The following is a 20,780-nucleotide window of genomic DNA, read 5'->3' as shown; positions in this document are numbered from 1 at the left end:
AATGTGATGAAAAAACTAATTAATGAAGTAGAAAGCGTTGTTTCTGAACAAGTAGAAGGGCTGGTATTAGCCAACCCAGAGTTGAAACTAGTGACAGACCCGTATTTTATTTATCACGATAAAAGCCAAGGTAAAGTCTCTTTAGTTTCTGGTGGTGGTAGCGGTCATGAGCCTCTACATGCCGGTTTTGTTGGTAAGGGCATGCTGACTGCCGCTTGTCCTGGTGCTGTATTTACTTCGCCAACGCCTGACCAGATGATGGAATGTGGCAAAGCTATTCCTAATGAAGAAGGCGTTTTGTACTTTATTAAAAACTACACTGGCGACATTTTAAATTTTGAAATGGCGGTTGAAATGTTGCATATGGAAGGCATTAAAGTGGGCTCTGTGGTCATTGATGATGACGTTGCAGTAAAAGATTCACTTTATACCGCAGGTCGTCGTGGTGTTGCAGCAACGGTCCTCATTGAAAAAATCGTAGGTGCCGCGGCTGAAGCTGGAAAAGATATCTCCTATTGTGAAGCACTTGCGACGCGTTTAAATAATCGAGCGCGTTCGTTTGGTGTCGCATTGTCGGCTTGTGTTGTTCCTGCCAACGGTAAGCCATCATTCGAGTTGGCTGATAACGAAATTGAGTTTGGTGTTGGTATTCATGGCGAGCCGGGTATCGAGCGTCGTGAATATAAAAATGTTGATACGACAACATCACAAATGCTTGAAGAGATCTTAGCTTCTGATAGTTACAGTCGCGTACTGAAAACTTGGGACAGAGAAGAAGGTGCTTGGATTGAAACTGAGCAAGTAACAGAAAGTTTTGAAAAAGGCGATGATCTTATTGTATTGGTAAACGGACTGGGTGGAACACCTGAATCAGAACTGTTTGGTGCGTATCGTAAAGTGCATAAAGAGTTAGAAGCTGCCGGTTTCAATGTTGCCCGTACATTGGTTGGTAACTATTGTACGTCGTTAAATATGGAAGGTTTCTCTATTACTCTGCTTAAAGCAGACCAAGAGACTTTAGAGTTATGGGACGCACCAGTCGATGCGCCATCACTGCGTTGGGGATGCTAATTATGTCTGATATCAGTAAAAGTCAAATCATCCGTTGGTTAACGGATTGCAGTCAGGTTTATATCGATAACCGAGATATGCTAACGGAACTGGATGCCGCTATTGGTGATGCCGATCATGGCTTGAATATGGAACGTGGTTTTGCTGAAGTTGCCGCAAAATTACCAACCGTTGCCGATAAAGATATTGCTAACGTATTTAAGATCACAGGCATGTCTCTACTTTCAAAAGTCGGTGGTGCTTCTGGCCCGCTATACGGCACTCTGTTTATTCGTGCCGCAACAAAATCTGCTGGAAAGGAAGCATTAACATTAGAAGAGTTTGTTGACGTTCTTCAAGCGGGTGTCGACGGTGTTGTTGGTCGCGGTAAAGCGGTCGCTGGTGATAAAACCATGTGTGATGTTTGGTGGGATGTTATTGAAACCGCTAAGCAATCAGCCGCAGCGGGTGAAGATGTTAAGGTTGCGCTGGCTAACATGGCGTTAGTGGCTGAATCTGCCGTTGAAAAAACCATTCCAATGCAGGCTAAGAAAGGGCGTGCCAGCTATCTTGGTGAGCGCAGTATTGGCCACGCTGATCCGGGTGCAACGTCAACAAAACTAATGATTCAAACACTTAACAATGTGGTAAATGAGGCATAAATAATGGTAGGTATCGTTGTCGTTTCACACAGCGAATTGCTGGCAAACGGAGTGGTTGAGCTAGCAAATCAAATGACTCAAGGTCGTTGCAAAATTGCAGCGGCCGGAGGCATTGATGATCCTGAAAATCCGATTGGTACAGATACCATTCGTATTATGATGGCAATTGAAGAAGTTTATGATGACAGCGGTGTCGTGGTGATGATGGATATGGGATCAGCGCTATTGAGCACCGAAACTGCATTGGAGCTTATTGATCCTGAGATGGTAGAGCATATTTCATTGTGTTCTGCTCCTATTGTTGAAGGAACCATGGCGGCCTCGGTCGCGGCATCTGCGGGTCTTGATATTGCATCTGTACTGCAAGAAGCGGCGGGTTCGCTATCTGCCAAACGTGAGCATTTAGGTGAGAGCGATCAAGACGAAGTGACAGTGGACGTTGTAGAGATGTCCGGAGAGATAGTCGAGTTCAACTGGACGGTACTTAATCCACATGGCTTGCATGCACGTCCTGCTGCGGCGATTGTGTCTACTCTCGCTGGCTTTGATTCTGATATTCAACTTGAAGCGCCAGCGGGCATAGCCAATGCGAAAAGTTTAAATGCTATAGCAAAACTGAGTGTGAAACTGAATGAACAGATTCGCATCATGGCATCAGGATCGGATGCAGATAGAGCGATAGAAGCGTTTGAACGATTAGCCAATGAACATTTTGGTGAATCTGTTGAGGCGGAAGTGGTTAATAGCGCTGAAATTGCGACTCACAAGGCTGCTGAAGAGATTATTCAGGTCGATGGCGCAATTGCAGGGATTCCGGTTTGTGATGGTATAGCAATGGGCCAAGTCTTGGGTCTTGAGAGTGCCATGCCTGAAGTGCCAGAGCGTCAGTATTCAGGTGAAGCTCAGGAAATCGCTATCTTTGATGATGCGTTAGCAGCGGTGTTAGCTTCTCTGAAGCAACAACATGCAGAAGCTGAGAAAACATTAGGTAAAGAGCATGCCGATATTTTTAGTGCTCACTCTATGATGATTTCTGATCCAGAACTGCGTAGTTCCATTTTGCTAAACATTAAAAATGGTTCGATTGCGGAAGCATCACTGCTCTCTGCAATGTCTGAACTTGCTAATGAATACGCAAGCTCTGATAGTGATTACATGCGCGAACGTGAAGCGGATGTATGGGATGTGGCGAAACAGACCATGTATTCATTCGCGGGTGCCAAAGCAGAAAGCATAGAATTAACGGATAACTGCGTTATCGTTGCGGTCGATCTGTCTCCTGCACAAACCGCACAGTTAGATCCACAAAAGGTGGCTGGTATCTGTTTAGAGGCGGGTGGGCGTACTTCTCATAGCGCCATTATTGCGAGAGCAATGGGAATTCCGTGCATAGTAAAAGCAGAAGGCGCATTAGCGTTAACAGCGGGTGGACAAGACGTCATACTCGATGGCAAACGTGGTCACCTTTGGTTAACTCCTGATGCAGAAACGCGCTCTCGACTTACTGAAGAGCGAACTATCTGGATGGCCGATATTGCTGAGAAAAAACAGCAGGCATCTAAACCAGCAGTCACAAAAGATGGTTTGAAAATTGACGTTCATGCCAATATTGGTGGCTTAGAAGATGTTAAGTCGGCGCTAGAAAATGGTGCAGAGGGTGTTGGGTTACTGCGCACTGAATTTGTATTTCAGTCGCAAGAAACATTACCAACAGAAGATGACCAGTTCCAAATCTACCGAGACATTGCAGCGGCGTTAGGCGATAAACCTCTCACTATACGTAGTTTGGATGTGGGCGGTGACAAGCCGTTACCCGCTTATCCAATGGCAGAAGAAGAGAATCCATTTCTCGGTCTTCGTGGCGTGAGATTATGCTTGGCGAATGAAGCCCTGTTTAAACCGCAACTTAAAGCCGTATTACGTGCTGCTAAGCAACACAGTAATGTTCAGTTGATGATACCTATGATTGCTGAAGCTGCTGAACTACGTGCGGTTAAAAAGCTTATTGTTCAGTGTCGAGAAGAGCTGAATTTGCCTGACAGCGAATGCCCATTAAAAGTGGGTATCATGATTGAAGTGCCCGCAGCGGTGCTCAATGCTGATGAGCTAGCACAAGAGGCAGATTTCTTTAGCATAGGAACCAATGATCTTACTCAGTATGTCATGGCGGCTGATCGCGGAAATACGTCGGTTGCCGAGCTGGTGGATTATAAAAAATCGGCTGTCATTTCAGCCATTGAAATGACATGTGTAGCGGCCAGTAAGCACGATATTCCAGTAAGCATGTGTGGAGAAATGGCTGGCGATACAGAAATGTCACAAATGTTGATTCAATTAGGCGTGCATAAACTAAGTGCTAGCGCATCACTGCTTCCAAGCCTTAAGGCTCAGATTCGTGATGTGGATGCAATTGGATAGTATGTAGCTGAGTGGGTGTTCCCTGGTCGGGAATGCTACATTGATATTGACATATAGACCGTGTTTTTGATTTAGCGTAATTGCTATTGATGAAATGCGGTCTTTTTTTGTTCGTTAGGTAACTATTTATGTAGTAAAACTACATAATAAATTGGCGCGTAAATTAGTTTACCCAAGACAGGCTCATTAATAGAACGATGGTTGCTGTAACGGTAAACATTGTTGCTAGAGCAGCGATTTCAGCGAACGTATCTTTTAACTTAGAGCTGATTTGTTGGTTTTCAGTTGTTGTGATTTGTGATGATAAGATTGAGCTCATAATGATTCCTTTTGAATGTGTTTTTTAGATTTCGGTCACAATTATGAGTCTTTATGTGATGCAAGTCAAATAAAAATGGTAATTAAATTACATTTATGAAGAGAAAATTACAAAAATAGGTGCCTATTTCATAAATATCGAATGAAATTATTATGTTAGTGGTGTATCAAGCCCGTATTATTGTTTTTCTGCAGGTTGCTCAACAGTAAACCATTTTAATGCTCCATTGGTTTCGTAAGCATTTTCTGCCTTGCAGATCATGTAGTAGTCGCCGACCTTTAAGAGTGCACCAACGGAGTAACTTTTATCTTGGTAGTAACAGACTCTTTTTCCTATATCACTCCCTAGACCAACCACGACCGCAGTATTAGGAGTGGATACCACTTTGGCACTGCTGAACCATGAAAAAGTGACCAGTGAAAATAGTAAAACTAGCTTAGTACTTTTATTGCTGAACATTAATTTTAACCTCATGCCATGCTCGAACCGCGTTCAGATTGATCAACGTGTCTATTTGTAAGATCAACAGACCCGTGAGACTGATAAGAGAACTGGTAATAATTTATTGAATTAGTATAGCGCGTGAAAGTGACATGAGATGACATTGTTGTAAATGATCTGCGTTAGTTTGATGTTTGATTAATGTCACTATGGAGAAGTAAATGGGAGCACAAAAAACAACGGGTTAAGCCGATCCCTTGAGGTTTATGGATTATTGTCTGATTATGTTTCAATTGGAAACATAATAATAACTATTTGGCTACTGGCTATTTTCTATTATTATGTAGCAATTATTTACATTATCTTAGGTCAATATGTCTTCTCATTCCCCAGTGCTGGGTGCAAGCTGGATGCTAACCGCAGGGCTGGCTTTTGCTGTTGTTAATAGCTTGGCACAGTACGTCAGTATCAATTTTGGTTTGCCGTCTACCACTGTTGCTTTAATTCAGTACGCCATTGCGTTGATCGTAATCTTGCCTTACTTAAAAACGCTTGGTATTCGTCGTTCATTATCGACGAGTAATCTTGAGCAGCATATTTTTCGTGTGTTCTTATCGGTAATCGGCATTCAGCTGTGGATGTGGGCACTTGCGTACCCTGTACCAATTTGGCAAGGCATAGCATTATTGATGACCTCTCCTCTATTTGCCACCGTCGGTTCAGGACTGTTCCTTAAGGAGAAGGTAGGGGTTGCCCGTTGGAGTGCCACGTTAGCGGGCTTTGCCGGTGCCATGATCATACTAGAGCCGTGGGCTGATGATTTTAGCTGGGCAACTCTGCTGCCAGTAGGGGCTGCTTTTTTCTGGGCTTGTTACTCGTTAATGGTGAAAAAACTATCGTCGCAAGATTCTCCTTCGACTATGGTGGTGTATCTGCTGCTGTTCATTACCCCATTTAACATTTTGTTGGCGTTGCCTGACTGGTCAATCCCTTCTGGAACCCAAGTTTGGGTGATCTTATTTGTGGCAGGAGCGATGACAGCGTTGGCACAGTGGGGAATTGTGAAGGCATATTCAGTTGCTGATGCCTCATTTGTTCAACCTTTTGACCATGCTAAATTGCCTCTAAATGTGTTGCTCGGCTGGTTGGTCTTTGGGTGGGTTCCACCGGGTAGGCTATGGCTAGGCGCGTTTATCATTATCGGTGCAGTGGCCTTTATCACTCAATGGGAAAGACGTTTACAGCATAATTATCAGCGAGATTGATCGCTATTGAGATAATGCGGTGATGTCATAAAGACAACATCGTGTTATCTTAACGCCCTGTTCAGTATTTGAGATAAAGAATGAAGGCGTCCGTAGAGAAAGTATTACTACAAATAGCATTGGATTTAAGTTCAGCCCTTCCTAAAGGTCAGCACTATCAAAAGCTTATTGATTCTGTAAAGCAGGTGCTTCCTTGTGATGCTAGCGCGTTATTTGTGTTAGATAAAAATGGAGTATTAGTGCCTGTGGCGGTGAGTGGTTTGTCTACCTCCGTTCTTGGCCGACAGTTTATTCCTGCCGATCACCCTAGACTCAGCAAAATCTTATCAAACAAAAAACCGATCCGGTTTAGTGCAAACTCCGAATTACCCGATCCATTTGACGGTTTGTTGTCTATTGCCCCAAGAGAACAAATAGATGTTCATGACTGTATGGGCTGTAGCTTGTATGTCGAAGACAAACTCGTAGGGCTATTGACCCTTGATGCGTTGGAGGTAGGGGCGTTTGATAAAGTGGATGCGATTACCATTGAAACCTTTGCTGCGCTTGCGGCTGCAACCCTACGAAATATCACCCTATTTGAAGCGTTACAAGAGTCCAACCGCCAACAGAAATCCATTAATCAGCTGTTAATAGAGCAGGCAAGGCATAAGCAAGGACAGTTAGTGGGGGTGAGTCCTCAAATGCAGTCGTTGAAAGACAGCATTAGCATGGTGGCGGCGTCAGATTATGCCGTCCTCATTAGTGGCGAGACGGGAACAGGTAAAGAACTGGTAGCTCATGCTCTGCATGAGAAATCGACACGCAGCGATAAGCCTATGATCTATGTAAACTGCGCTGCGCTGCCCGAGTCCATTGCCGAGAGTGAGTTGTTTGGGCATGTTAAAGGAGCATTTACCGGAGCAATATCGAATCGTGCCGGAAAGTTCGAGCTTGCAGATGGTGGTACCATTTTCCTTGATGAAATTGGTGAGCTCCCTCTACTGTTGCAAGCTAAGTTACTCAGAGTTATTCAGCAGGGCGAAGTGCAGAGAGTAGGGGCAGATAAAAATGCCTTGGTAGATGTGCGTATTATTGCGGCAACAAATAGAGAACTTCACCATGAAGTCGAGCAAGGGCACTTTAGAGCGGATCTTTTCCATCGATTGAATGTATTCCCTATTTATATTCCGCCATTAAGACAGCGGGTGGGGGACATTCCTGTATTAGCGGGTTACCTTCTTGATAAAGTTCGTAGTCAATTTAATATCCCCAATTTATATATTCATCCTGACTGCTTAGCCGTTATGGAGAGAATGGAATGGACAGGCAATGTAAGGGAGTTAGAGCATACTTTAATGCGAGTAAGCTTGAAGGTGATACAGCAAGGAGGGCATGTTATACATTCGGCTGATTTGGGTCATCCGATACCGTCAATGGAAGCGACGACTGAGCGAGATTATTTTCATCAGGCACCAAAACCGATGCGAGAAACGGTTGAGGTGTTTCAGAAGCACCTGATTCAACATGCACTGCAACAGTCAGATGGTGTTTGGGCAAAAGCCGCGCAGTTTTTACATATGGATCGCGGAAACCTCTACCGTATGGGTAAAAAGCTCGGCATTGAAAGTAAATAGAATGGCTTGATGTAAATATGACAACGTGACGTTGTGGTATTTACATCACTTTAAGCGCCCAGTTTAATTAAAGTTGTTAAAAATCAACAGGATAAGTTTTGGCACGGAGTGTGCTATATCTGCTCCGAAATGAAAAGCTATTGGCAGAGTATCAATAGCAAGAATTAATTAACTGGAGCTTAAACTATGTTCTGTATTCAATGCGAACAAACGATTCAAACCCCTGTAGGGAAAGGCTGCTCATACACCCAAGGTATGTGTGGTAAAACAGCAGAAGTTTCTGATCTGCAAGATATATTAGTATATTCTCTTCAAGGTGTTTCTTACTGGGCGGATCTCGGTCGCGCAGTTGGTGTTATCGACAATGAAATTGATCAGTGGGCACCAAAAGCATTCTTTTCAACGTTAACCAATGTCAACTTCGATCCTGAACGTGTTATTGAATTTGCTCAACAATCTGACGCTTATAAGCAAAGCTTGTCTGAAAAAGTGAAAGCAGCCGCGCTTCTTTCCGGGTTTGAGCTTCCAGAGCTTTCTCCAGCCGCTAAATTTGATCTACCGAATGATGCTCAAGCGATCATCTCTCTTGCTCCTGAAGCCGCGGTAAACCGTGGTCATGATACTTTGCATGAAGACGTTATTGGTCTTCGACTGCTGTGTCTATACGGCCTTAAAGGGGCTGCAGCATACTTGGAGCATGCACGAGTACTTTCTCAAACTGATGATGTCGTGTATGGCGAATACCATCAAATTATGGCGTGGCTTGGGACTGATCCAACGGATCTGCAAGAGCTACTAAAATGCTCTATGCAAATTGGTTTGATGAACTATCGAATCATGGAGATGCTGGATAAAGGTGAAACTGACACCTTTGGCCACCCTGAGCCATCTCAAGTTAACGTTAAAACAGTGAAAGGCAACTGCATTCTTGTTTCTGGTCATGACTTACACGACCTTGAGAAAATCCTTCAGCAAACAGAAGGCAAAGGCATCAATGTTTACACCAATGGTGAGATGCTGCCTGCACACTCTTATCCTGAACTGAAAAAATACCCTCACCTAGTAGGTAACTACGGAAGTGCTTGGCAGAATCAACAAAAAGAATTTGCTAACTTCCCGGGCGCTATTGTGATGACATCTAACTGTCTACTTAGCCCTGACGTGGGTCAGTATTCTGAACGTCTATTTACTCGCAGTATTGTTGGCTGGCCGGGTGTTGCTCATATCGAAGGTGATGATTTCAGCGCAGTAATTGAGTGCGCTTTGGCACAAGATGGCTTCCAACACGATGAAATTGAACAGATGATTACTGTTGGTTTTGGCCGAAATGCACTAATGGCTGCAGCCCCAGCGGTTGTTGAACAAGTGAAAGAAGGCAATATTAAGCATTTCTTCCTTGTGGGCGGTTGTGATGGTGATAAAGCAGAACGTAGCTACTACACCGATTTTACCGCGCAAGCTCCAGAGGACAGTGTCATTCTAACACTGGCGTGTGGTAAGTTCCGATTCAACAAAAACCAGTTTGGCGATATCAATGGTATCCCTCGCTTGCTTGATGTTGGCCAATGTAACGATGCGTATTCAGCGATTCAATTAGCGCTTGCGTTATCAAAAGAGTTTGATTGCGACATTAATGAGCTTCCTCTTACCTTAGTTCTATCTTGGTTTGAGCAAAAAGCGATCGTAATTTTGCTTACGCTATTCGCTCTAGGTGTAAAAGGCATTTACACAGGGCCGACAGCACCAGCATTCTTAACAGATAACCTATTGGCTATTCTGCAAAAAGAGTTTGATATGCGTAGCATTTCTACCGTAGAAAACGATCTTAAAACAATCCTCGCTGCTTAATTGTATTAAGGGTTTCCCGGCACTGCTTATGCGTTGCCGGGTTTTTTTGTTTTAGAATTCGAGGATGTAAATCATGTTAGCTTGGACACACTCAGATACCATAGAACTTATCTGCAAAGATAAATGGCACGAAACCCCTGATAGCGTTAGTTTTATACTGGCCAGCGCTGATAATGATGTCAGCTTTTCATTTAAGCCGGGGCAGTTTGCTTCGCTAGGTGTTACTCTTTCAGATAGTGTTCAATATCGTGCTTATTCAATCAGTTCGTTACCTAATGAGCACTTTTTGCAGTTTACTGTTAAGCGTGTAGACGGCGGGCTTGTCTCAAATTACATACTTGACCACCTTCAGGTGGGTGAAAGAGTAACAGTGTTGAAGCCGGCAGGAAGCTTTAACAATATTGACTGCATACCGCAAGAAAAGGTGACTATGATCAGTGCTGGCTGCGGAATAACGCCTGTTATGTCCATGGTTAAGTATTGGCTCAACAGCGGTGAAAAGATCGACATTGACTTTGTTCATATGGCGCGTGATAAAGCCAATACCATCTACTTTGATGAGTTAGAGTTATTGGCCAAGCAATACGATAATTTTCATCTAAAGCTGCTACTAAAAAATAGTGCTGACACTCAGTACCCTCAAGGAAGATTAGATCAGAAATGGTTATCAGAGCTGAGTCCTGACATAACGCAAAGAACCGTTTATCTGTGTGGGCCTGTCGGTTTTATGCAAGATATCAGTCATTATTTACAGCAGCTGAATTTTGATAGCGCCAACTTTTTTGAAGAGAGCTTTACGCCAGATATTACTACTGACACCGAAACAACGGTTGATACCGAAGTGGCCGGAACAGTGTCTATACAGGTTCCAAGCTTTGGTGCAGATGTTGAAGCAGACAAAGGTTCAATGCTTATAGACGCCCTAGAAAAAGGGGGAGTGCCTGTCATTGCCGCATGCCGCAGTGGTATTTGTGGCTCGTGTAAGTGCAAAGTGACGGTTGGTGAAGTTGAACGTACAAGTGTCGAGACGTTAACAGAGCAAGATATTGAGCAAGGTTTTGTATTGGCCTGTTCTTGCAAAGTACACTCGGATGTCGAAGTGAGCTTAAACTAGCTGACCACGAAAGTTGCTTGCATTATCTCAACGGAAGATTTAATAGATACGGCCTAATTATACTCAAGTGACCTCAAGATGCAGGATTCAGAGCAACATCAACAAGTTCAGTTCAAGAAAGATAATTGAAGGAATGGCATTCCCTTTCAAGATTATCTGACGCAGAAATGGGCGTGTTGATGTGCTCCCAAAGGGCGAGTTTTATTGGCTCCTGCTCTGTGTTACTGATTCTTGCCGTAGAATGACTATGCCTTCAAATCAGTGCCTTGATCAGGAGCCAATACATTCTCGCTGAACAAGCACCTTGAGGTCACTTGAGTATATGTCAGGCCTGTATAACCTCAAAGTAATGGTGTGGAGTTAATTCAAGCAGCAGCTTATTAGTTGATTTCTCTCTATTGGCTTAATAAAAATGCCACTAAGATTGTAATCACTGTTCCTGTACCCTTCCAAATTACTCTTAATTGCATCTGCTGTAATAAAGTAAGCGGGCGTCTCTTTATACTCTTCGATTGTTCTGAGTCTTTTTAAGGTATCAGGACCGCAAAGTATTGGCATATGGATATCCAGCAAAAAACAGTCGATATATTTGGGAAATTGCTGTTGTTCTATTGCTTTAATTAGCTCATCACCATCGGCGAACGCAATGACCTTCGCGCCTTCTGAGCGTGCCATATACTTTAAGATCTCTCGATTAAACGCTTGATCTTCTACAATACAGATCACTTTATTTTGTAAATAGCGTTTATTGTCAGAAAATAATGTCGGCCTGTTTTCTGTGAAAACTTGTTCTTCTTCGACTTTATCTAAATATAAAGATACCGCGACAATAGTGCCTCGGTTAGGTGTTGAAAATAACTTTACATTTCCTCCCATCAGTAGAGCAATTTCCTTTACTATCGCAAGCCCTAATCCAGTCCCTTCAAAGTATTTTTCTGAACTTTTGAGTTGTTTAAACACTTTAAACACAGAGTTTCTATGATGAGTGTTGAGCCCGATACCGTGATCTCTGACTAATATCATTATTTTATGTCGATTCGGAGTGCGTGTTGTCAGCGACGAGACGCGGATTTCAACCGGGGCATCTCTGGAGAACTTAATGGCATTAGAGACCAAATTAAAAATGATCTGTTTAACTCTAGTCTCATCACCAATAAATTGATCTTCTTTATTGATAGTAAATTTTGAGATTAGATCAATATTGTTCGCGCTGGCTTTAAAAGATTGATTAGATAACACGCTTTCAATGACGTTAACTAGGTTAAACTTATGTTGATCCAATTTAAGCTGGTTTACCTCGATGGATGAGATATCAAGAATGTCATTGACTAAGTTAAGTAGGTGATCGACGGATGCTTCAATATTACTATGATACTCGTCGTGCTTTGATGAATCGGAATGTTTTATCAGATCAAGATAACCCGAAATTGCGCTGATGGGGGTACGGATTTCATGGCTCATTTTGGCTAAAAATAGATTTTTTGTTTTTGTTGCCTGCTTTAAATTCAGCTCCAAACGTTTTTGTTTTGAAATATCGACCGCTAAACACATTACGCCAATAACCCTATTTTTGCTGTCAAATATCGGTGCCTTTTGCGTGAGATAATAATGAGAATGACCTTTTGAGTTTGGTACCTCTTCTTCAATGGTCACTTTTTTCTTTTCGCGAATGACTTGTTGATCAAATTGGCGAATATGTTCGGCTGTCTCAGGGGAAAAAACAAATATTTCTCGATCGGTTTTTCCTAATACATCTTCTCTTTTTACACCAACAGAGTGTTGGTAACACTTATTGGCAATAAAGTGTCGTCCTTGAAGATCTTTGGCACAAATAACGGCGTCAATATTATCTAGAATTGTGGAGATACTAAATATACTGTCGTCTCCGCCGGAAGAGGTGATTAATTCAGAGAGTAATTTGCTATCTACACTGATGTTGTCGGATAAAAGCATCATTATTGCTCGCAAGTTGTATTGATAAATCAATATTGAGAGCTAATAGGTCAACTTTTAATAGCATATAAAAAGTAATTTAGATAATGAGATGCTAATAGCTGACTATCCAGCGCGACTGTGGCGAGTTATACAACAGAAAATAGAGAGAGTTGAGAGGGATAAAAAAGGCCTCTTTAGTAAAAAGAGGCCAAATACGAGGATGGATAATGTTATTAGAAATCCGCTATTTTGCTTAAGAATTCCGCTTGTTCAGCGTTCTTACGATAGAATACCGCAGGTTTGCCTATAGGTGCGTCGACGGTAATCCAACCACCGGTATAAACCTCACCTGTCCATACATGTACCCACTCATCTTCGGGAAGATACACTTCTTTCTCTTGTTCGCCTTGGTTGTATACAGGCGCAACTAATAGGTCACGACCAAATAGGTATTCAAACTTAATTTCATACGATTCTGTGTCATTTTCATAATGCATAAACAGAGGACGTTGAATAGGTAATCCTTCTTGAGCGTTCAACTTGCTAGCCGCCTTGATATAAGGCTTAAGATATTTGAATATCTTGGTCATGCGGGCAAGGTGAGCAAGGGTTTCTGCATCGCTATCAAATTGATGGTTGTCTCCCGGGCGGTTACCTTCATGGCTACGCATAATTGGTGTAAATGCTGCCATTTCAGCCCAACGTTGGAATAGCTCTTTACTGCGTTTCATTCCGTGAAGCGTGGTATAGCCACCAATGTCGCTATGGTGAATACCATTACCCATTAAACCGGATGAAAGTGCGGCTGGGATAACAGACGCCAAGCCATCTTCAATACACCAGTCAACGCACTGATCGCCACCCCATAATGTGTGACAGTAGCCTTGAATGCCGGTACCACCCGCACGCATAAAGAACAGGATATCATCCGTTTTTCCGGCTTCTTCAATCGCTTCATGCTGAACTTTTGCCCAACGATATGGCCACTTATTGTGTTCGATTTCAGCACTAACCCCGTTGCTTAGGGAACAGTCAGTTGGTAAGTACTCACCAAAATCACCCATCCAACCATCAAGACCAAATTCGATCATGTTCGTTTTAATTACGCCTTTATACCACTCACAGGCTTCAGGGTTAGTGAAGTCAACCACGCCGCAGTAGAACTCACCGAAATCAACCACATACTTCGAGCCGTCTTGTTTAGTGGCAAGATAGCCATTTTTAGCCGCTTCGTTATAAAGAGGGAAGTCTTCTAAAACATAAGGGTTAATGTAACCAAGGAAGCGCACACCTTCTTCTTTCAGTTTGTGAATCTTACTATCAAGCTCTGGGTATAGCTCTTTGTTCCATTGCCAATCCCACTGCAAGCGTTTACCAAAAGAGGTCATCTTAATGCCTTGCCAATCTTGGCACCACGCACCTGCAACTTCGACACCTGCCGCTTTCGCATTGTCTATTTTGCTTACTGTAATGTCCGTACCACCCTGAATACCGAGGATCACACCATCATGAACCCAGTCTGGCATTTCTGGTTGGCGGCCAAATACACCGGTAATGTTTTTCACTAAGGCAGGGAATGATTCTTCAGCATCTAGCAGCAGATATTGAGGAATGTTCCAACACTGTAGTTCATGGAAATCCGCATTAGTGAAATCGAAGTCAGCGTAGGCGGTAGTTTCTAGGTGACAGAAGTATTTCTTGTCGGAAACAAACGTCGGTTGAGGGTAGTTAGTGTTGTAGTAATCGCCGCCTGCTTTATCTTTAACATCAGCAAGCCATGTCACGTAATTGTTTTTGTTTCTGCCTACTCCAGGCTCTGAAGACCAAAGAGGGAAGTTTTTGCCTCGCAGATTAAAGTAGGTGAGCTGTTCGCCACAGCCATAAACTTTCTCATCTTCTGTGGCAGCAAGACGAATCCAGAAACGGTTATATTTTTCGTCTAAAGCAACAAATTCAGCTTTAAGACGGGTCTCTTCTGTTTCTGAAACCACCATTTTAATACTTGGCTCACCATCAAAATAGAAGGTTACTGTTGTCGCATTATCACCTTGCTCAACATCATATTGGCGCATTGGCAATCTTTCAGTCACATAGTCCGTAATATCAAAATTACCACGGTACATGTCGTAGTTCGCTTCACCTACACCTAAGAATAAAGAGGGAGTGTCTTTAGAGTGCTGGAATACAATTCTATTTTTATGTTTTATGATTAAAGCACTGTCGTTGCAGGATACGTCCATTTTTAGGCTCCAAATAGTCAGGAAAAATTACTAATTTATTTATGTAAATAAATTTAATTAAATGTTCTTTGTAGAAATTATTTAAATAAATAAATGAGATTTCATTTGAAATAAAAGGAGAGAATAATTGCTCTCCTTTTTGTCATCTTAATTAGCCTCTCCAATAGAAGAGGCTAGAATATTAAATAATAGACTTATTTAAACTGTACTTTATAGTCAGCGTCGATTTTAGCTTTACAAGTATTGATTTCGTTTTCAAAACGTTGAAGCCATTTTTCGCCTTCCGCACCAGAAGTTTCTAAGAAGTAATCACGAACAGGCGCTGCTGCTGTTTTGAATGCTTCTTTCTCTTGGTTTGTTGGGTTGTAGATCGCGCCGCCAGCTTTCTTAAACTCTTCGTAAGCTGTGTATTCACGGTGCTTAGGATAAGAACGTAGGTACTGGTTTTGAGCATTAACGGCATCGATGATGACGGCTTTTAGCTCATCAGGGAAAGATTGGAATTTCTTGTCATTAAATACCCAAGCACCACCCATGTATGCGTGACCATCAAGCACCATGTAGTTTAAGCTCTCTTGGAAGCGGTTCTGTACGATATCTACGATACCATTCTTAGTTCCGTCAACCACACCTGTAGAAAGGGCTGTGTAAACTTCAGGCCAGGCGATAGGTGTTGGTGCACCACCAAGGTTCTTAACCAATTCTTGCTGAATTTTAGCTGGAACAGTACGCAGTTTTAGACCTTCAACATCAGTCGGAGACTTAACTTGTTTCTTGGTTGTAGCAATGTTTCTCCAACCACCTGAGTTAGAAACCATCATTAGACGAGAGTTTGGTGCTTTTTTAAGAACGTTTTGACGAACGTCGCCAAGGAACGCTTCATTATCATAAACACACTCTGCCACACGGTCGTTTGGTAGCATGTAAGGTAGGTCAAACGCACCTACAGGTTGCCAGTAGTTAGCTAGCTCGGCGATTGTTGTTTGGAAGTAATCAAACATTCCTGCTTGGATACCTGCTAAACACTCTTTCGCGTTGCTACATAGCTGACCTGATGGATAAATATCAACTTCAATCTGTCCATTAGAACGAGACTCAACATAGTTTTTAAATACTAATAGAGACTGGTGGTTGTAACTATCTAGGTTAGATACATGAGGGACTGTTAGTTTATAGTCTGCTGAGTATGCTGCGCCAGATACGAACAGTGCTGAAGTAACTAATCCAAGTAGTGTTTTTTTCATGTTATATTCCTTAACTTATTGTTTTATTTTTTCAAATAAGATTTTGTTTCACGAATAATTCGGTGTTACATAACCCCTAATAGTTGCGGTAAACCGATAACTAATGATGGGAAGAACGAAATTAAGAAGATGATTAAGAACTCGATTGCTAGGAACGGGATAATCGCCTTCGAAATGTGTTGCAGTGGTACACCTGAAACGCCAGATGCCACGAAGAGAACGAGACCCATCGGTGGTGTTGCAAGACCGATAGAAAGGTTACATACCATTACGACACCAAAGTGTACTGGGTCGATTCCTGCTGCAATCATGATAGGTGCGATGATTGGAGCAAAAATTAGAATGGCAGGACCTGCATCAAGAAACATCCCTACGATGAACAAGAAGATGTTGATGATAAAGAACAGCAAATATGGGTTATCAGTTATGCCGTTAAAGAACGCGGCAACACTGTTAGAAATACCAGAGAAGCTGATTGCAGATGCAAATCCACTAGCGGCGGCCACAATGATTAGAATGGCTGCAGCGTTAACTGCTACTTTTGAAAACAGAGCATAAGTCGCTTTAATGTCACTAACTTTAAGAATGTAAACCGACAGTATGATGGCGTACAGTACCGCGACAGCGGCTGCTTCAGTTGGAGTGAAAATACCACCATAAATACCACCAAGAATAATTACTGGTGTCATTAAAGGTAGAATGGCCATTTTCATACTCTTACGGCGTTCTTCTTTCGTCGCACGTTCAAACGGCTGAACATTCGGGTACTTGCGAATCTGAATACGGTTAACCAGCATTAAGCCTAAGCAGAAAATTAACCCCGGAACGATACCCGATAGGAACATAGCCGCTACCGATGTGTTCATAACAAACGCATAGATCAGCATAATACCGGATGGTGGAATAATCGTTCCCAGTACAGTGGCAGCAGCAGTCAGAGCAGCGGCGTATGCTTTGTCGTACTTGTAACGAGTCATCTCTGGGATCAGCATATTACCAATCGCTGAGGTCGCAGCTACCGCAGACCCAGTAAGTGCTCCGAATAGTGTTGAAGCGATGATAACAACATGTCCAAGTCCACCACGCATATGTTGAACGCGAGTTTGAGCAAAAGAGATGATACGAGGAGTAATCCCCCCGCTAGACATGCATTCACCTGCCAACATAAAGAATGGCAGAGCTAACAGTAAAAAGTTGTCTAGACCAGAGTAAAGTCTCTGATAAAGCATGTTTATAAATAGAATTTGGTCGTCTTGAACAAAAGTGATGATTGGTGATAGACCTAGAGCAAACAGAACAGGCACACCAATGATCAGAAATGTCATAAAATAGACAAGAAAAATTGGAGAAATCATAATTATTAGTCCCTATTCCGCTACTTCTGCTAACTTACGTTGGTCAGCGAAATGAATAAAGTTGTGTACTGACGCAGCTAGCTTTTCTAGAGCCGTTAAGCTTGATATGGCTAACATCACAGGTGGAATGATGTAGATGGCATACATCGGAATTGGCAAGCTATCTGCCATTACTCCACCCGTTTGGAAGAAGATGTATCCATAGTAGATCCAGATTGCGAATAGAATTAGTGCCGCAATATGAGCGATCATCATAAACACGTGATAAACGCGTAGATTCTTAAACTTGTCAGTTACGAATGTCATTGCGATGTTTTGATCGCGTAGATAAACGATAGGTAAGCAAAGGTAAGTCATATAAATCATCAAAAAACGAGATGATTCGTCGGTCCAGCTAAGAGGTATATTCAAAATGTAACGGCATCCGACTTGTAGTAGTACGATTACTGTCATTACTAATAATAAGATACCTGAAACCTGAGCAGCAAAATTTGCTATAGGTGCGTTAATCTTATTCAACGCGTTTTCAATACCTTTAAACATATAGTCACCATTAAAACTTTATTAAACAGGCGTTATAGAAACAGCATAATCAAATATCTCTGTTTCGGTAATCTATTGGAGAACTGCTTTATAAAGTTGTTATATTATTTCTTGAATTGAATCCTATCAGTTTGGTTCAATCGAACCGTGATGATTTTCACATTCAATCAAGATTTGTAATTTTGTGTATATTTGATGTCACATTTATAACATTATTTAGGGAGGGCTACTCCCTAAATAATAGTTATTTAGATTACGCTTTACCGTTTGAGCCGAATAAACGAATTTTATGTTGAACCACTTCTTTCATGGAAGCGATACCAGTATTAAACACATCTGCTAGGATAAAATCATTTTCATTTTTTGCCCAGTGCCCTTGTACGCCTCTTATGAAACCTTGACGAAGCTCAGTGTCAACGTTTACCTTTGCAACGCCACGTTTTACTGCTTCAATGATTTGGTCGTCAGGCACACCAGATCCACCGTGAAGTACGATAGGCTTTTTAACCGCTTGTTTAATTTCACTTAAACGATCAAACTTCAATTCTGGTGTTGTTTTGTACACACCATGTGCAGTGCCAATTGAAACTGCAAGATAGTCAACACCTGTGCGTTCAGAAAAATCAAGCGCTTCTTCAACGGTGGTGATCATGGCATCTTTCTCATCCACTGTGATGTCATCTTCTGTTCCACCGATTTTGCCTATCTCACCTTCAGAGCCTAAGCCCAGTGCTGCAGCAACTTCGCATACGGTTTTCGTGATACGGATATTTTCTTCAAACGGTAATGCTGAGCCATCAAACATAAGTGATTGGAAGTCACGTGTTGCTGCTTCCATGCACTGTTCGAACTTACGGCTATGGTCAAGGTGAATACAGATTGGCACTGTGATTTGGTGATGTTGAATAAGAGAATCTACAGCATCACGTAGAGGCTTCATGCCCATTTCATTAATTGCTTTCTGGCCAATTTGAAGCATGATTGGAGAGCGTTCTTCCTCAGCAGCAAGAAGAACCGCTTTGATTGTTTCAAGGTTGTGAGCTGTGAAAGCGCCGATAGCGTAGCCATTGTTCCACGCTTCGTTAATCATTGTTTTACCAGATTGGTATGGCATTTGAGAATCCTCATAATTAGTTCGTGTGGGTAAAGTTACCAGTCAGTGATTGTCATTTCTGTTAATTAAGTACCACTTTTGGACAAAAATAATCATAAATGGACATTTGTGAGCGTTATGACACATATTTTTACGCTGTGAGCACTGGACATGAAAAGTTTGTTGAATATTGATGATTTGTCGGAATCGCTAAGGCTTGTTGATGCATCAATACATTGCGGCAAAATGAGCGGCGACAGTTCAATAGGCTTTAATGACGAGAAGCCAATGGACAGAGCGCTCTAAGGGAAAAAAAGATGATGGTGTTTAAACCATCATCTTTAATGTCTGACAAGTTATCAGGTTAAGGTTACTGCATCTTTTGATCGAGTAAACCTTCCGCTAGCGCAGGTGCTAACCCTGGTGTTAGTGGCAAACGAGGAATGACCAAGCAGTGCATCAAGTGATAGATGTCTTGTTTGCCATCCCATACTTTACTGGTGCCAGCTTGGTTGTTAACGTCAAGCTCTTGCCACCATGAACATCCTTCGTAATCAATTAAGTAAGTGCGGCAATAATCCCACCAAATTTGATAGAACTCTTCATATTTTTTGTCGCCTGTAACGGTAAATAACGCATAAGCAGTACCGATGGCTTCAACGGGTGTCCAACGGATACGCTCACGAACAACCGGTTTGCCATCCCAATCTACCGAATAAACAAATCCTGGTGCACCATCTACAGACCATGCATCACGTACTGTTGCATCGAATAAACCTTTGGCATCTTCCAGCATCCACTCAGGAGCGTCAGCGCCAATTTCCATCAGCGTGGCGCGTAGGTGACAAATCAGGCGTCCCCACTCGATCCAGTGACCCGGAGTACCGCCGTAAGCACGGAAGTGGCTGGCAGGAGTTTCTTTATTGTAATCGGGCAGTGGATTCCAGTCAGAATCAAAGTGCTCGTTGACACGGTAGCTGAGGCCTTTGGCTGTTTTGTGGATCATAAACTCTGTGATGTTCAGTGCGCGATCCAGCCATTTCTTATCTTTAGTCACATCGTAAACGATGAGGAAAGCTTCTACTGAGTGCATCGCCATATTACCGCCACGGTAATCTTCTGTTTCAGTGAATGCCTGATCCCATGACTCGTAACACATCTGCTTTTCTTCTACCCAGAAGTGGTTTTCGTAAACCGTAATAGCTTCGTCTAGAAGAGCTTGAGCACGAGGATGACCGGTAGTTACCGCACTGGCAGCGCCAAGTAGTAAGAATGCGTGCTGGTAACCTTGTTTAGACGAATCCATAATGCCTTCGCCTTCGTTGTCGATGGTGGCAAACCAGCCGCCATGAGTACTATCTTTCATCGGACCTTCCAGAGCAGCGATACCGTGCTCAACTAGATCCATGGCGCCCGGACGACCCATCAAAGCAGCCAGTGAATAACAGTGCAGCATACGTGAGGTGATCCACAGACGTGTGCCCATCTCTTCGCGAACCTGACCGTTGTTACCAATCCAGCCAAAGCCATTTGCTACGACAGCATTTCTGCCAAATTCAAAAATACGATCCGTTTCAGTTTCTAACCAAGAGTTATGGGACCGAGTGTTAATCCACTTCATAAAAAATTTCCTCATT

17 protein-coding genes are annotated in these 20,780 nt (G+C 42.6%); 8 read left to right on the top strand and 9 right to left on the bottom strand.

Features of this window, described 5'->3' with window-relative positions:
- Nucleotides 1-6: 6 nt before the first annotated feature.
- From dhaK to ptsP, 3 genes are read left to right on the top strand one after another with little or no spacing between them, the layout of a single operon-like run.
- On the top strand, nt 7-1,071 hold the full coding sequence (dhaK, locus tag CHJ_RS16605) for a dihydroxyacetone kinase subunit DhaK (RefSeq protein WP_171752328.1): 1,065 nt from the start codon (nt 7-9) through the stop codon (nt 1,069-1,071).
- 2 nt (nt 1,072-1,073) lie between these two features.
- On the top strand, nt 1,074-1,712 hold the full coding sequence (dhaL, locus tag CHJ_RS16600) for a dihydroxyacetone kinase subunit DhaL (protein ID WP_317918339.1): 639 nt from the start codon (nt 1,074-1,076) through the stop codon (nt 1,710-1,712).
- Between the two features lie 3 nt (nt 1,713-1,715).
- On the top strand, nt 1,716-4,130 hold the full coding sequence (ptsP, locus tag CHJ_RS16595; RefSeq protein ID WP_317918338.1) for a phosphoenolpyruvate--protein phosphotransferase: 2,415 nt from the start codon (nt 1,716-1,718) through the stop codon (nt 4,128-4,130).
- Between the two features lie 163 nt (nt 4,131-4,293).
- Here the strand turns inward: ptsP and CHJ_RS16590 are convergent, their stop codons facing one another.
- Both CHJ_RS16590 and CHJ_RS16585 read right to left on the bottom strand, forming a co-directional pair.
- Entirely contained in the window at nt 4,294-4,449 is a 156-nt protein-coding gene (locus tag CHJ_RS16590) for a hypothetical protein (RefSeq protein ID WP_317918337.1), read from the bottom strand.
- Between the two features lie 177 nt (nt 4,450-4,626).
- On the bottom strand, nt 4,627-4,908 hold the full coding sequence (locus CHJ_RS16585) for a DUF1496 domain-containing protein (RefSeq protein ID WP_171752274.1): 282 nt from the start codon (nt 4,906-4,908) through the stop codon (nt 4,627-4,629).
- 356 nt (nt 4,909-5,264) lie between these two features.
- Between CHJ_RS16585 and CHJ_RS16580 the strand changes: the two genes are divergently transcribed.
- The 4 genes from CHJ_RS16580 (at nt 5,265) to CHJ_RS16565 (ending at nt 10,733) form a co-directional block, all read left to right on the top strand.
- Nucleotides 5,265-6,155 (top strand): DMT family transporter, encoded by an 891-nt coding sequence (locus CHJ_RS16580; RefSeq protein ID WP_171752273.1) that lies wholly within the window; start codon nt 5,265-5,267, stop codon nt 6,153-6,155.
- A gap of 80 nt (nt 6,156-6,235) precedes the next feature.
- Nucleotides 6,236-7,771: a nitric oxide reductase transcriptional regulator NorR gene (norR, locus tag CHJ_RS16575; protein WP_317918336.1), complete on the top strand. Its 1,536-nt coding sequence runs from the start codon at nt 6,236-6,238 to the stop codon at nt 7,769-7,771.
- 186 nt (nt 7,772-7,957) lie between these two features.
- A complete protein-coding gene (gene hcp, locus CHJ_RS16570) occupies nt 7,958-9,619 on the top strand; it encodes a hydroxylamine reductase (protein WP_317918335.1) in 1,662 nt (553 codons plus the stop codon).
- A 73-nt stretch (nt 9,620-9,692) separates the two neighbouring features.
- Entirely contained in the window at nt 9,693-10,733 is a 1,041-nt protein-coding gene (locus CHJ_RS16565) for a hybrid-cluster NAD(P)-dependent oxidoreductase (protein WP_317918334.1), read from the top strand.
- Between the two features lie 360 nt (nt 10,734-11,093).
- On the opposite strand, the gene CHJ_RS16560 is transcribed toward CHJ_RS16565, so the two are convergent.
- From CHJ_RS16560 to CHJ_RS16535, 6 genes are all read right to left on the bottom strand, one after another.
- Nucleotides 11,094-12,689: a PAS domain-containing sensor histidine kinase gene (locus tag CHJ_RS16560; RefSeq protein WP_317918333.1), complete on the bottom strand. Its 1,596-nt coding sequence runs from the start codon at nt 12,687-12,689 to the stop codon at nt 11,094-11,096.
- Between the two features lie 212 nt (nt 12,690-12,901).
- The gene (locus tag CHJ_RS16555; protein WP_171752268.1) at nt 12,902-14,908 is read right to left on the bottom strand and encodes an alpha-glucosidase; all 2,007 of its coding nucleotides are present in this window, start codon (nt 14,906-14,908) and stop codon (nt 12,902-12,904) included.
- A 194-nt stretch (nt 14,909-15,102) separates the two neighbouring features.
- Nucleotides 15,103-16,152, bottom strand: coding sequence for a TRAP transporter substrate-binding protein DctP (dctP, locus tag CHJ_RS16550; protein WP_317918332.1), 1,050 nt, complete (start codon nt 16,150-16,152; stop codon nt 15,103-15,105).
- A gap of 65 nt (nt 16,153-16,217) precedes the next feature.
- Entirely contained in the window at nt 16,218-17,507 is a 1,290-nt protein-coding gene (locus CHJ_RS16545) for a TRAP transporter large permease (RefSeq protein ID WP_171752266.1), read from the bottom strand.
- 12 nt (nt 17,508-17,519) lie between these two features.
- Complete coding sequence (locus CHJ_RS16540) at nt 17,520-18,050, bottom strand: TRAP transporter small permease (RefSeq protein ID WP_171752265.1); 531 nt, start codon at nt 18,048-18,050, stop codon at nt 17,520-17,522.
- Between the two features lie 253 nt (nt 18,051-18,303).
- Nucleotides 18,304-19,164: a ketose-bisphosphate aldolase gene (locus CHJ_RS16535; RefSeq protein WP_171752264.1), complete on the bottom strand. Its 861-nt coding sequence runs from the start codon at nt 19,162-19,164 to the stop codon at nt 18,304-18,306.
- Nucleotides 19,165-19,314: 150 nt separating this feature from the next.
- Here CHJ_RS16535 and CHJ_RS16530 point away from each other — a divergent pair, with 150 nt between their 5' ends.
- A complete protein-coding gene (locus CHJ_RS16530; protein WP_317918331.1) occupies nt 19,315-19,449 on the top strand; it encodes a hypothetical protein in 135 nt (44 codons plus the stop codon).
- A gap of 64 nt (nt 19,450-19,513) precedes the next feature.
- Here the strand turns inward: CHJ_RS16530 and CHJ_RS16525 are convergent, their stop codons facing one another.
- Nucleotides 19,514-20,764 carry an AGE family epimerase/isomerase gene (locus CHJ_RS16525; RefSeq protein ID WP_171752263.1) on the bottom strand — a complete coding sequence of 417 codons (1,251 nt, stop codon included), beginning with the start codon at nt 20,762-20,764 and terminating at the stop codon, nt 19,514-19,516.
- Nucleotides 20,765-20,780: the final 16 nt, after the last annotated feature.

This window comes from Vibrio sp. MACH09 (genome assembly GCF_033238805.1).
Lineage (GTDB): Bacteria > Pseudomonadota > Gammaproteobacteria > Enterobacterales > Vibrionaceae > Vibrio.
Note: the sequence above shows the minus strand (reverse complement) of the source record. Positions and strands in the feature narration are given on the sequence as shown.